Below are 13,466 nucleotides of genomic sequence, written 5' to 3' on the forward strand. Positions count from 1 at the left end.
CTAGATGATGTTAATGGTAGGTATTAACAGTTGATTAAGATTTTGATGGCGATTTGATCTATATCTAGTGGGAGCATCACCACACAGGCACAATTTTCTTGTTGAAAAGTTAACGCATGGTTAACGCCGCGCTTGGGCGGCCAAAAATTGTCCACATTCCAGACACAATCGGCAAATCAGCAGATTGGCGCTTGTCTAGTCCCAAATCTGGCTATTCACCGCAAAATCTTTTGGCATTGTCGGTCCATTTCCCATAGCCGGTCGCCACCAGATTTCCGATCACGCGACAGACATATCGCTGCTGCGCCGGGTCGTTGTTCGGGCCCGCATGATATCGCGCCACCGCCATGGTCCAGGTTTCATGACGATCGTGCAGGTTGCGTAGAAAGCGCGCCGCATACTCGACGTTGGCGCGCGGATCGAACATGGCCTGCACCGATGAAAAATGCTCTCCGTGGAAGTGCTGATTGATCTGCATGCAACCGATGTCGATCAACCTCGAGCCGTTCCGTCGGGCCTGTACGAAGGCCTCGAGGGCATCGGCTTCGCTGTCGAAGTACATCGCCTTTCCCTCCACGTTCATCGCGAAGGCCTGTAGCGATCCCTTGCGCCCTGTCTCCGTCAGGCCGACGGAGTAGAGGATGCCTTCCGGGATCGCATATTTCGCCGCTGCCGCCTGGATCTCGCGTTCGCAGGCGCCGGTCGATGCCGCGACCTCAGATGTAAACGTGGCCAGGACGAGAAGCACCAGCCCCGCCAGGGGTCGCCTGTAGCGCGCTCGCGTCATCTGTCGTCTTCCCCATACCGGTGCCGCTCTCGGCCTGCGTCGTCGCCGTGCGGCGCTCGTTGTTTCCGTTGCCGCCCTGGGCACCACCCTGCGCCTGCTGACCGGATGACTGACCCTGCGCGCCGGTCTGGCCGCTGTCGGCACGATCCGCCGCACCGACGTTCAGGCTGACCTGGATCTGGTCGACCGTGAAGCCTTGCGCCCGCAGCGCCTTCAGCATGTCGCCCTGGTCCTCGCTTAGCGCCTTGTGGGCCGCATGCGTCTCCACGGTTATCTGCACCGTAAGTTCCTCGCCGCTCAGCCGCAGCGTCGCCGTGACATTGCCGAGTTCGATCGGGCTCATCTGCAGTTTCAGCGTATTGACGACCTTGCCGGAGCTCGACTGGCTGGCGGCATTGGCAAGCTCAGAGCCAGGCAACATGGCGCTGGCCCATTCCCCATCACCCATCATCGCGGCGGTGATCGTGGCGGCGTTGGTGGAGGCCGGAGCGATATAGCGGCGCGCATCGAGGACCGCGACGGTCTGACCGCCATCCTTCGCCGAGCCGATGTCATACTTGACCGTCTCGCCGTCCGACGGGCCGACGCGCATGGCGAGTGTCTGGCCCTTGCCGTCGGCACGCAGGAAGCGGAAGGAACGGTCTGCCTCGGTGGCGCCCGCCGTGCCGGTGTCCGCCGTATCGACGGATGGCAGATCGGCCTTCGCCTCGACGCCGACCGCCGAAAGCTCGCCGGAGGACGCGACGGCTGCCGTCGCTTCGCTGGCGGTGGCACGGCCTGCGGCATGATCGGCACGCGGCGCGACCTGCGGGGCTGCCGCCACCGCCTGGTTGAGCATTGACAGCACGTCGCCGAGGTCGGATGCCACGGGGGCGCCCGTCGCTGCGGCTCCAGCCTCGGTCTCCATGTCGGAGGCCGTATCGGTCTCGCCGCCGTGGACAGGCTTCACCGCCCGCTCGGTCTTGTCACCCTTCGCCACCTGGACATGCTGCACGACCGCGGCCACCTGGGCCCCGTCCAGTGTCTCGCCCGTGGTCCCGTTGGCAGGGTTCGCCAATGGGCTGTCAAGGTTCCTTGCCGCCTTGCAGGCGGCGACGATGTCGGTTGCCGGCGCATCGACGCCGAGAGCCTGGATACCGGTGCCGTTTTGCGCAGCGTCCGTGGCTGCCGCAGCGGTGGCTGTCGTCGCAGCGATCGCTGTCGGCGTCCGGCCGGCAGCCGCCGTAGCGGCCGCTGTCGTCGTCCGGCCGACAACAGTCCCGGCGATGTCGGGGCGAGAAAGGGCGGCGCCGGAAACATCGATTGCCGGCCGGGTGCCCTTGGTGGCCCGTGTCTCGGCGCCCTCGGCTTCCACGCCGTGCGCTGCGTCCGCCTCGGTTTCCCCACCGGACACCGCGTCCGCGCGGTCCTGGCGGTTTCGGCCGCTGTGACCGGCGTTCGACAGCGCGTCGTCAAATCCGTTGGCCGCCTTCGCGTCGTTCCGGTGCGAAGAGGCGCTCCCCGCGAGCGAGGAGTCCATGCTCGAAATCTTGGAGGCGGAGGACGGATCGATCATCAGTTCGTGCCTTCTTGCTTCAGGAGATCGTCGATGGCCTCCAGCTTTGAACGGCCGGTATCGACGAAGGAGCGGAACTCCGGATCCTGATCCTGGCTGCCCACCGCCTCCGCCTCGACGGCCGAAACGCCTGGCGGAACCGAAGCCGGCGCTGTCGGATCCTGCTGTTCGTCGATGGCGGGCGCCTCTGGAAGGGATGCGTCGTTCGAAGAAGCAACACTCGGCTCGGGAGCTTGCGCCGGACTGTTCAGTTCGGGCTTGCGTATCACCTCTTCCGCGATGGCGGCCGCGGCGTCACGGAGCGCGCGATCCGACGGGGAGAGGATCTCGTCGGGGATCGCCGCAATCGCCTTGATCGCCGCGCCGACCTCGCTGGTCGGAATGCCGGCCAGCCCGCCATAAAGCATGGCCAGCGCATCCGCGCCGTCCTCGGTACCCGACAGCAGGCGGGCCTTGTCAGCGGCCTGGCGCGCCAGTTCGTTGCGCCCCTTGATCGCCGCCTGCCGCGCGATGCGCAGGTAGACCTCCCGCTGGCGGTCAACGTCCATGTAGACGAGGGTCGCCTCGATCGCCGCCTCGTCGAAGGCGTCATTATGCTCGACGACGAGTTGCACGAAGAGATCGGCAAATTGGCTGGCATAGGGAGAATGCAGGAAGCGGCGCGCGTAGCGATTGGCATAGGCGGCGGCCTTGTCGACCATGCCGCCCTCGACCGCGACGGCCAGCGAGCGGCGCAGCGCCGCCTCCTCGACGATCGTCCCCGGCGCGGTCAACCGGGCCCAGTCATAGAATTCAAGCGCCTTTGCGGGATCGCGCGGGATCATCACATTGCCGGCCACCAGAGCCAGATAGGGTGCGACCTTGGTATCGCGGTATTCCGTCACCATGTCGCCCAGCGTCTTGGCAATCAGCGTGCCCTTGCCGGAGAGGTATTTGCGCAGCGCGTCGGTGACACGATTGTCGAAATTGCCATCGACATCGCGGGCAACGAGGAATTCCAGCGTCGCCGGATTGCCGCCGCTCATCGCATAGATCAGCGCGGCATCGACATTGCGCGGCTCCTCGAACAGCGATGCGTCCGCCTCGCGCAGACGCTTGTCGATCGTCGACAACATGAAGCGCTGCATTTCGGCGGCTGAGTGATCGCCGAGCACGACCGAATCCTGCACGAATTGCAGCGAACGCAGCATCTTGTACGGCGCGATGCCGTCGAGGCCCTCGGCCGCCGCCGCCCCGGTCCAGACAAGGCCGAGGAGCGAAAGAGCCGGTACCAGCCGCTGCAGTTTCGGGCACCCCATGTGATTATCCCTGGTCCGCCTGAATCAGGATCTCGATCCGGCGGTTGGCATCGGCGAGCGGATCGTCGGGAACCTGCAGGCGACGGTCGGCAAAGCCGGAGACCTGCTTGACCCGCCCTTCCGAAAGGCCGCCCCGGACGAGCATGTAATAGGCGCTGTGTGCGCGTGCCATGGACAGGCGCCAGTTGTCGTTTTCGGTTCCCTTGAACTGCCGGCCGTCAGTGTGTCCGCGAATGACGATCGGTCCTTCGCGCCCCTGCAACAGCTTGCCGATCCGCTCCATGGCGACGACGAGCTCCTTGCGCGGCACGGCCGATCCGACATTGAACATCGGCGCCTCGGATTGGTCGGAAATCGTCACCAGCAGGCCACCTTCGGCCGGGCTGACGATCAGGCCCTCGGCGAGCTTGCCGGAAACGCCGCCGATCTCCTTCTCGATCTCGGCCTTCAGGCTTTCAGCCGCTTGTTCCGCGGTCTGGCCCTCGGCCGTCTTCGGCGCGGACGCGACATCGGTCTTGCTACCTGTTCCATCAGCCGCCTGGCTCTTGTCGGCAGCCGCAGCCTCCCTGGCCGGATCTGCAGGCTGTTCCGGCTTCTCGCCGGGCACAGCCAGGGCGACCTCCTGTTCCGCCTTGCTCGGATCCAGGTTCTCGACCGTGGCCGGGGGCGTTTCCTGCTTACCCGGATCGCCCTGGACGGTCTGCACCTGCTGGGTCCAGAAATCCGGATCGAACGGGTCGCGATAGGCCTCGCCACCTTCGGCGCCGGTCGACGGGCCGGAATCGGCCGCACCGCCCTCGCCCTTGGCGCTGACATTGGCTTGTTGGCCGACCTCTTGGGCGATCTCGGCGAGTACGGAATAGGGATTCTCGAAGAAGTCGGCTTCCGAATAGTTGGCCTGGTCGCCGGAGGTCGCGGTCTGGTCCTCGCCGGTCGCGGCGGCAGCACCGACCGTCTCCTGCTGTTCCTCTACCTGGGAGCGTTCCTGCTTCTGCTCACCCTCTGCCTGGTCGACGGGCTTCTTCAAGCCCTTTTCCGTCGGCTTTTCGTCGGAGAGCTTGATCGGATTGAAATAGCTGGCGACCGAGGCCTTGGTCTCCTCGTTTGCCGCATTGACCAGCCACATCACCAGGAAGAAGGCCATCATCGCCGTCATGAAGTCGGCATAGGCGATCTTCCAGGCACCGCCATGGTGGCCGTCGTGATCACCGCCGCCATGCCGCTTGATGATGACGATCTCGTTCTTTCCGTGATGATGATTCTCGCCGTCGCTCATCCCAGCACTTTCTTCAGACTAGCGGCGAAGGCCGAGATCCGGGTAACCAGCACGGTACCGTCGATCTCCGCCGAGAGATCGAGGTCCTGGTCTTCGACATGGCGCAGGCGTCCTTGCTGTTCGGGCATGTGGGCGAGCAACAGGTCGAACAGCGCCCGCGGTCCCTTTACGGTAACCGTGCCCGCCTCGCCGTCGGCGATCGCGGCCCGCAACAAGTCGGCGAGATCGGCCACCGCCTTTGCCGCGACCTCCTGCGACAGGAACGGGGAAAGTGCTTCGGCTGCGTGTTCGCTGATGGCCAGCGCGAGCTCGGCGGTCGTGCGCTCCAGCCCCTCGGCCAGACGCTTCGCGGTTTCGCCCATCAACCGCGCCTCGAGCGCCGCCATCGCCTCTTCGTGGGCCGCCCGCAATGCCAGAAGCTCGGCGGCATGCCTCTCGCCAAGCTCGGTCGATGCCGCTTCATGGCCTTGAGCATAGGCCTCGCGACGCTCGGCCTCGAGGTCGATCGGCTCCGGCTCGGGCTCCGACATGCGGGGAAAATCCGTATTGAATCCGGCGTCGTCGAGGGATGCGAAATCGCCTCCGATCACGCCCGAGGGCGTGCCGGACGGCGCGGAAAAATCCTTGAGATAGTGGGCGAGCGGCATGCTCATCGACGAACTGCTCCCATGGCGAAGATTGCCGACATCCTGTCGCGGCGACATGAGAATGACCTGAATTCCCTAAACATTTTCGGATCGTGCATACTCATCATGCCATCCAGTGCCCGCTTCGGTTGCCGCGTTTGTGTCACGCTGCGCCTGGCATAAGCGCCATTTGCCTCATCCGAGACTAGAAGCCCAAACTTGTGCGAGGATGAAGGTGTTGGACCGCGCCAGGGCAGTTGCGCGGTCCAACGGTTCCACCTTATGCCGATGACCGGCGGCACGGTAGAAACGAAAAGGGTCAACTCCGGTCCGTTGCTGCCGATTACTTGAACAGGGTGAGGATGTTTTCCGCATTGGTATTGGCGATCGAGAGCGCCTGGATACCGAGTTGCTGCTGCGTCTGAAGCGCCTTCAGCTTGGTCGATTCCTCGTTCATGTCGGCATCGACGAGACGACCGACGCCCTTGTCGATCACGTCCATCAATGTCGAGACGAATTCGTCCTGCATTTCGATACGGCTGGTAATCGCGCCAAGCGTCGAGGCCGAGTCGGTCAGGCGCTGCAGCATGGCATCGACGGCGCTGATCATGCCGTCCAGCTCGTCTTCGCTCATCGAGGTGGTCAGCACGACTTCCGAGCCGGTGGCAGCCGTCGTCGCACTCACGTCGATCAGGAAATAGGTGGCGATCGTGGTCGTGGAGCCGGAGGGCTGGGTAACCTGGAAGCCCTTGGTCAAAACGCCGTTATTGGCGTCCTTGGTGTCGATCAGCACCGATTCGGAGGTGTCGAATGCAAGGGTGGTGACCGACACCGCCCCATCCGAAGCGCGGTTGAACGAGGCGACGATCTCCTTCGTTCCGGGTGCAGTGGTGGATTCGTTGAAGAGCCAGTTCTCGCCGGAGAACGACGCCGATTCGGCAATCGCGGCGAGCTGGTTCTTGAGCTCGGAAAGCTCCTTATTGATCTTGCTCTTGTCGACGCCGGGCTCGCGGGCGGCCACCAGCTTCGACTTGATCTCCGTCACCACTTCGACCGCGGATTCGAGACCGGTATAGGCCGTATCGGTTTTCGCGGCGCCGAGACCCAGCGCGTCCTGAACCGTGGAGAGAGCGGAATTGTCCGACCGCATGGTGGTCGCGATCGACCAGTAGGCAGCGTTGTCGGCGGCCGTGGCGACACGATAACCCGAGGATACGCGCGCTTGCGTCTCCTGCATGTTGGAATCGATGCTACGGAGGGTCTGGAGAGCCGCCATCGCGGCGGTATTGGTCATGATGCTGGTCATCTGGTGCCCCAAAATGAAATACGGGACATGCCGGATCTATCAAAATCTGCCGGCGACGACGGACTGCTTCATGCACATCGGCCACTGTTTGCCCTGGTGGCCGACCCGACGCTATTAACGAATGCTTAACGAACTTAGAGTTAACGAAAAGTTAACGCAATAAGGATTTGTTAATCTGTCTGAAGATTTGGTCAATAGAGCATGGCGAGATTTCGCATGGAGGCCGAGCTCTCTCGCAAACGGAAGAGCCGCGGTCCAGGGGACCGCGGCTCAAGGCATACGCTGCAAGATTGGGATGGTCGCGTGCGACCCTCGCGATCTTACTTGAACAGCGAGAGGATGTTTTCCGAGTTGGAGTTGGCGATCGACAGGGCCTGGATGCCGAGCTGCTGCTGGGTCTGCAGAGCCTTCAGGCGGGTCGATTCCTCGTTCATGTCGGCATCGACGAGACGGCCGACACCGGTGTCGATCACGTCGCGCAAGTCGGCGACGAAGTCGGTCTGCATTTCCAGGCGGCTGTTGGTGGCGCCGAGGGTTGCAGCAGCGTCCGTCATGTCGGCCAGCATGGCGTCGACAGCCGAGATCATGCCTTCGACCTGGTCGTCGGTGGTGGCCGAGGACAGCGCGACGACCGTACCGGTCGTGCCGGTGCCGCCGGCGTCGATCAGGAAGTAGGTGGCGGTGGTGCCGGAAGCCGAACCATCATCGACGGTGACCGTGTAGTCATTGGTCAGCAGGCCGCGGGTCGCGTCGACGGTGTCGATCAGGACCGAGGTGGCTGCGTCGAAGGACAGCAGTTCGACCGAAACGGTGCCGTCGGCGGCACGAACGAACGAGCCGACCATTTCCTTGGTGCCGACTGCGGTGGCGGACTCATTGTAGAGCCAGTTCTCGCCCGAGAAGGAAGCCGATTCGGAGATCGAGGCCAGCTGCGACTTCAGCTCGGTCAGTTCCTTGTTGATCTTTTCCTTGTCGACGCCCGGCTCGCGAGCGGCAACCAGCTTGGCCTTGATTTCGGTGACGACGTCGATGGCGGCTTCCATACCGGTGTAAGCCGTGTCGGTCTTGGCAGCGCCGAGGCCGAGTGCATCTTCGACGGCGGCCAGGGCCTTGTTGTCCGAACGCATGGTGGTGGCGATCGACCAGTAGGCGGCGTTGTCGGAAGCGGTTTCGACGCGGTAGCCGGACGATACGCGGTTCTGCGTTTCGTTCATGCTGGAGTTGATGGAGCGCAGGGTATCGAGTGCTGCAATTGCAGCAGAGTTCGTCATCAAGCTCGTCATTTTAATAAAGCCCCTTTCGGCAAAAATCAGTCACGAGGGCATGCCGGGTTTGCGACCGGCAACGGAATTCAGCGTCATGCAAGCCCGCATCGAGTGTTCGTCTGCCGGGCTACCGTTTCAATGGTCACAGAAAACACTATTAAGGTTAATGAATGCTAAACACCGGACAACACATGTTAATTAGCCGGCGGAAACAAAAGAAACGCCGCGGCCTGGGAGGCCGCGGCGCACTATCTTCAGGTGTCGGAGAGGGCCGAGGCCCTCCCCTCCCCTCACGCTTAACGGAACAGCGAGAGGATGTTTTCCGAGTTGGAGTTGGCGATCGACAGGGCCTGGATGCCGAGCTGCTGCTGGGTCTGCAGAGCCTTCAGGCGGGTCGATTCCTCGTTCATGTCGGCATCGACGAGACGGCCGACACCGGTGTCGATCACGTCGCGCAAGTCGGCGACGAAGTCGGTCTGCATTTCCAGGCGGCTGTTGGTGGCGCCGAGGGTTGCAGCAGCGTCCGTCATGTCGGTCAGCATGGCGTCGACAGCCGAGATCATGCCTTCGACCTGGTCATCGGTGGTGGCCGAGGACAGCGAGACGACCGTACCGGAGGTACCGGTGCCCCCAGCGTCGATCAGGAAGTAGGTGGCAGTGGTGCCGGTAGCCGTGCCGTCATCGACGGCAACCGTGTAGTCCTTGGTCAACAGACCGCGGGTCGCGGTGTTGGTGTCGATCAGGACCGAGGTGGCTGCGTCGAAGGACAGCAGTTCGACCGAAACCGTGCCGTCGGCGGCGCGAACGAACGAGCCGACCATTTCCTTGGTGCCGACTGGGGTGGCGGACTCGTTGTAGAGCCAGTTTTCGCCCGAGAAGGAAGCCGATTCGGAGATAGACTGCAGCTGCGACTTGAGCTCGGTCAGTTCCTTGTTGATCTTTTCCTTGTCAACGCCCGGTTCGCGAGCGGCAACCAGCTTGGCCTTGATTTCGGTGACGACGTCGATGGCGGCTTCCATACCGGTGTAAGCCGTGTCGGTCTTGGCAGCGCCGAGGCCGAGTGCGTCTTCGACGGCCGAAAGAGCCTTGTTGTCCGAACGCATGGTGGTGGCGATCGACCAGTAGGCGGCGTTGTCGGCTGCGGTTTCAACGCGATAGCCGGACGATACGCGGTTCTGCGTCTCGTTCAGGCCGGAGTTGATGGAGCGCAGGGTATCGAGTGCTGCGATTGCAGCAGAGTTCGTCATAATGCTCGTCATAAAATACTGCCCCTTGTTGACAGGATATGGAAAGGGACATTCCGGGTCTAAGTACCGGAAACGACGGTCCGCGTCATGCAATTAACCATTGTTTACAGTTGGTTAATCCGTCGTTTTAATGATCCTATTCAACCCGATTAAGGTTAATAGGTCCTGAAGCGATCGACGGAATTTTGAAGAATCTGTTCCATTGCCCAAAAAGGCATCGGGCCGCGCACCTTCCGGTGCACGGCCCGACTTGTCGATGGGTCGGAAATGGCCTGGCCTGGCTGGCCTGGCCGGCTTTTACTTGAACAGCGAGAGGACGTTTTCCGAATTGGTGTTGGCGATCGACAGGGCCTGGATGCCGAGTTGCTGCTGGGTCTGCAAGGCCTTGAGGCGGGTCGATTCCTCGTTCATGTCGGCATCGACGAGACGGCCGACACCGGTGTCGATCACGTCCATCAGGTCGGCGACGAAGTCGGTCTGCATTTCGACGCGCATGTTGATCGCGCCGAGGGTCGCGGCCGCATCGGTAATGTCTGCCAGCATGGCGTCGACTGCGCTGATCATTCCTTCTACCTCTTCATCCGTGTTCGCACTCGAGAGTTCAACGACCGTACCCGACGTACCGGTGCCGCCGGCATCGATCAGGAAGTAGGTCATGGTCGTGCCGGTCGCCGTGCCGTCGTCGACCTTGACGGTATAATCCTTGGTCAGCAGACCGCGGGTGGCATCGACGGTATCGATCAAGACCGAGTCGGCCGTGTCGAACGTCAGGGTCTCGACCGAGACGGTGCCATCGGCCGCGCGGACGAAGGAGCCGGACATTTCCTTGGTTCCCACGGCGGCGGCAGCGGCATTGTAGAGCCAGTTTTCGCCCGAGAACGAGGCGGATTCGGAGATCGACGACAGCTGCGCCTTGAGCTCGGTCAGTTCCTTGTTGATCTTTTCCTTGTCGACGCCCGGCTCGCGGGCCGCGACCAGCTTGGCCTTGATTTCGGTCACGACATCGACCGCGGCTTCGAGACCGGTATAGGCAGTGTCGGTCTTGGCGGCGCCGAAGCCGAGTGCGTCTTCCACGGCGGCCAGCGCCATGTTGTCGGAGCGCATGGTGGTGGCGATCGACCAATAGGCGGCGTTGTCGGAGGCCGTTTCCACCTTGTAGCCGGAGGAGACGCGCTTTTGCGTTTCGTTCATGGACGCGGTGATCGAGCGAAGGGTATCGAGTGCCGCGATTGCCGCGGTGTTGGTCATCAGGCTGGTCATTGAATGCCCCTTTAGGTTCCGGGAAGGAGGGACATGCCGGTCAATGGTTCCGGCGACGGTGGGGCGACTTCATGCCAATTAATTCGGATCTGTGTTTTAAATTAATCCACCGTTAATGACTGCACTTGACCCTAACAGAGTTAACAAAACCTAAATGCCCGACGTGATTTTTATCCATCCTTTAACGAAGGTATCCCGGGCGTTAACAAAAAAGGGGCCGCGCCATGCCCGGCGCGGCCCCCAGATCCCTGCCGGCCCGATAGGGCCGGCGCTGCTTGTCCGCTTAGCGGAAGAGCGAGAGGATGTTTTCCGAGTTGGAGTTGGCGATCGACAGGGCCTGGATGCCGAGCTGCTGCTGGGTCTGCAGAGCCTTCAGGCGGGTCGATTCCTCGTTCATGTCGGCATCGACGAGACGGCCCACGCCGGTGTCGATCACGTCCATGAGGTCGGCGACGAACTCGTCCTGCATTTCCAGGCGGCTGTTGGTGGCGCCGAGCGTTGCAGCAGCATCCGTCATGTCGGACAGCATGGCGTCGACAGCCGAGATCATGCCTTCGACCTGGTCGTCGGTGGTGGCCGAAGACAGCGCGACGACCGTACCCGAAGCAGCCGTGGTGGAGCTGGCATCGATCAGGAAGTAGGTGGCGGTGGTGCCGGAAGCCGAACCGTCATCGACGGTGACCGTGTAGTCCTTGGTCAGGAGACCGCGGGTCGCGTTGTCGGTGTCGATCAGGACCGAGGTCGATGCGTCGAAGGACAGGGTCTGCAGCGAAACCGTGCCGTCCGTGGCGCGAACGAACGAGCCGACCATTTCCTTGGTACCAACCGCGGTGGTGGTGTCGTTGTAGAGCCAGTTCTCGCCCGAGAACGAGGCCGATTCGGAGATCGACGAGAGCTGCGACTTGAGCTCGGTCAGTTCCTTGTTGATCTTGTCCTTGTCAACGCCCGGCTCGCGAGCGGCAACCAGCTTGGCCTTGATTTCGGTGACGACGTCGATGGCGGCTTCCATACCGGTGTAAGCCGTGTCGGTCTTAGCGGCGCCAAGGCCGAGCGCGTCGGAAACAGCCGAGAGAGCCTTGTTGTCCGAACGCATGGTGGTGGCGATCGACCAGTAGGCGGCGTTGTCGGAAGCGGTCTCGACGCGGTAGCCGGACGAGACGCGGTTCTGCGTTTCATTCAGGCCCTTGTTGATCGAGCGGAGCGTGTCGAGGGCGGCCAGAGCAGCCGAGTTGGTCATAATGCTAGTCATTGATGTGTCCCCTTGGAAACAAAATACGAGAGAGGGACATGCCGGGTTCTAGATCCGGCAGAGGGGGTCGACATCATGTCAATTAATCGGTGGTTTAAATTAATCCGCCTCTGTCGCTTAAGAAACAGCACGGACTTTAACGTCACCTCAAGGCAAATGGTTAAAAAGTCGTTTTCGCACTCGATTTGTCAGGAAAAACGGAATTTTTCCTTAGGTATTTGAATTTTATGATAAAATTCACCATCTTCCGGCGGAGTCGGGCGCCGGATGGTTAATCACGGCGTGCCGGAATGGGAAGAAGATCGGCCTCAGACCGGCCCGCGCCTCGAATCGTCGCCGACCTCAGGCAAACGAGCGCACGAGGCTCCCGACGAGCAGGTTCCAGCCATCGATCAGGACGAAGAAGAGGATCTTGAACGGCAGCGAGATCGAGGTGGGCGGCAGCATCATCATGCCCATCGCCATGGTGATGGTCGCCACGATCATGTCGATGACGAGGAAGGGCAGGACGATCAGGAAGCCGATTTCGAAGCCGCGGCGGATCTCGGAGAGCATGAAGGCCGGGACGAGTACGCGGTAGTCGACCTTGTCGCCGACGACCGGCGTCTGGCCGCGCTCGTTGGCGATGTCGACGAAGAGCTTCAGGTCCTTGTCCCGGGTGTTGGCGGTCATGAAGACGCGGAATGGTTCGGCGATCGCGCTGACCGCCTGCGCTTCCGTCATGCGGTTTTCCAGCAGCGGCTGGACGCCTTCGGTCCAGGCCCGGTCCATGGTGGGCGACATGACGTAGAAGGTCATGAACAGCGCCAGGCTGGTCAGGATCATGTTGGACGGGGTCGAAGCCAGTCCCATGCCGGATCGCAGGATGGAAAAGGCGATCACGAAGCGCGGGAAGCTCGTGACCATGATGAGGATGCCCGGCGCGACCGACAGGACGGTGAGAAGGCCGAAGGTTCGGACGATCCAGGCGGCGACCGAACCGTCGATCGGCGCGTTGAAGAGGTCCGTGGGCAGTTGTTGCGCCGCGGCCAGTCCCGGCACCATCATCATGACGGCGGCAAGAAGGAGGAACCGAATCATTCGATCACAAAAGTCCTGAACATCACCTTCGATACGCGCCCTTCGGAGCGAAGGTCAACACGCTCCTGGATGTCATCCTTGAGATACTGGAAGCCGCGCGGCCCTTCGATCTGTTGCAGGGAAACGGTTCGCAGATAGGCGAGAATGTCCTGGTGAACGTCTTCGGCGATCTTGACGTCAATGGCGCCGTTGAACAGGAGCGCCACTTCGAGGCGGATCCAGCTCTCCGACGGATAGGCGAGATTGGTGGTGATCGGTTCCAGCTGGACGATGCCGTTGGCCTCGGCGGGGATGCGCGGCAGGCCGTCCTCGGCCTTGCCCTCGCCCTCGGCGCCGGCTGCCTTTTCGGCGTCGGCGGCCTTCCTGGCTTCCTCGACGGCGGCGATCTTCGGCGCCAGAAGGGTGCCGATCAGCCAGCCCCCTCCCCCGCCGACGAGCGTCAGGACGGCAATTGCCGCGATCAGCATCAAGGTTGCCGATTTCTTCTTCGGTTCGGTGCCTTCGGCCTGTTCCATCT

12 protein-coding genes are annotated in these 13,466 nt (G+C 62.1%); all 12 read right to left on the reverse strand.

Annotation, left to right across the window (positions count from 1 at the left end; translation table 11 throughout):
* Positions 1-211: 211 nt before the first annotated feature.
* The 12 genes from RHIZ70P_RS00500 to RHIZ70P_RS00555 all read right to left on the reverse strand — a co-directional run bounded on the left by RHIZ70P_RS00500 (position 212) and on the right by RHIZ70P_RS00555 (position 13,464).
* On the reverse strand, positions 212-787 hold the full coding sequence (locus tag RHIZ70P_RS00500; RefSeq protein ID WP_115668431.1) for a lytic transglycosylase domain-containing protein: 576 nt from the start codon (positions 785-787) through the stop codon (positions 212-214).
* Positions 717-2,342 carry a flagellar hook-length control protein FliK gene (locus RHIZ70P_RS00505; RefSeq protein WP_115668432.1) on the reverse strand — a complete coding sequence of 542 codons (1,626 nt, stop codon included), beginning with the start codon at positions 2,340-2,342 and terminating at the stop codon, positions 717-719. The genes RHIZ70P_RS00500 and RHIZ70P_RS00505 overlap by 71 nt, the downstream gene beginning before the upstream one ends.
* Positions 2,342-3,640 (reverse strand): chemotaxis protein MotC, encoded by a 1,299-nt coding sequence (motC, locus tag RHIZ70P_RS00510; RefSeq protein WP_115668433.1) that lies wholly within the window; start codon positions 3,638-3,640, stop codon positions 2,342-2,344. Before motC ends, RHIZ70P_RS00505 begins: the two co-directional genes overlap by 1 nt.
* Positions 3,641-3,644: 4 nt before the next feature.
* Positions 3,645-4,916 (reverse strand): MotB family protein, encoded by a 1,272-nt coding sequence (locus RHIZ70P_RS00515; RefSeq protein ID WP_115668434.1) that lies wholly within the window; start codon positions 4,914-4,916, stop codon positions 3,645-3,647.
* Entirely contained in the window at positions 4,913-5,569 is a 657-nt protein-coding gene (locus RHIZ70P_RS00520; RefSeq protein ID WP_115669014.1) for a GTPase, read from the reverse strand. Before RHIZ70P_RS00520 ends, RHIZ70P_RS00515 begins: the two co-directional genes overlap by 4 nt.
* A gap of 316 nt (positions 5,570-5,885) precedes the next feature.
* A complete protein-coding gene (locus tag RHIZ70P_RS00525) occupies positions 5,886-6,848 on the reverse strand; it encodes a flagellin (RefSeq protein ID WP_115668435.1) in 963 nt (320 codons plus the stop codon).
* A 320-nt stretch (positions 6,849-7,168) separates the two neighbouring features.
* Entirely contained in the window at positions 7,169-8,131 is a 963-nt protein-coding gene (locus RHIZ70P_RS00530; RefSeq protein WP_115668436.1) for a flagellin, read from the reverse strand.
* A 278-nt stretch (positions 8,132-8,409) separates the two neighbouring features.
* Positions 8,410-9,372, reverse strand: a complete 963-nt coding sequence (locus RHIZ70P_RS00535) for a flagellin (RefSeq protein ID WP_115668437.1) — start codon at positions 9,370-9,372, stop codon at positions 8,410-8,412.
* A 285-nt stretch (positions 9,373-9,657) separates the two neighbouring features.
* A complete protein-coding gene (locus RHIZ70P_RS00540) occupies positions 9,658-10,620 on the reverse strand; it encodes a flagellin (RefSeq protein ID WP_115668438.1) in 963 nt (320 codons plus the stop codon).
* A gap of 283 nt (positions 10,621-10,903) precedes the next feature.
* A complete protein-coding gene (locus RHIZ70P_RS00545; protein ID WP_115668439.1) occupies positions 10,904-11,869 on the reverse strand; it encodes a flagellin in 966 nt (321 codons plus the stop codon).
* A 342-nt stretch (positions 11,870-12,211) separates the two neighbouring features.
* Positions 12,212-12,949 carry a flagellar type III secretion system pore protein FliP gene (gene fliP / locus RHIZ70P_RS00550; protein ID WP_115668440.1) on the reverse strand — a complete coding sequence of 246 codons (738 nt, stop codon included), beginning with the start codon at positions 12,947-12,949 and terminating at the stop codon, positions 12,212-12,214.
* Positions 12,946-13,464, reverse strand: a complete 519-nt coding sequence (locus RHIZ70P_RS00555; protein WP_115668441.1) for a flagellar basal body-associated FliL family protein — start codon at positions 13,462-13,464, stop codon at positions 12,946-12,948. Before RHIZ70P_RS00555 ends, fliP begins: the two co-directional genes overlap by 4 nt.
* Positions 13,465-13,466: the final 2 nt, after the last annotated feature.

Origin of the sequence: Paenirhizobium selenitireducens ATCC BAA-1503, from assembly GCF_900492185.1 — a bacterium.
Lineage (GTDB): Bacteria > Pseudomonadota > Alphaproteobacteria > Rhizobiales > Rhizobiaceae > Allorhizobium > Allorhizobium selenitireducens_A.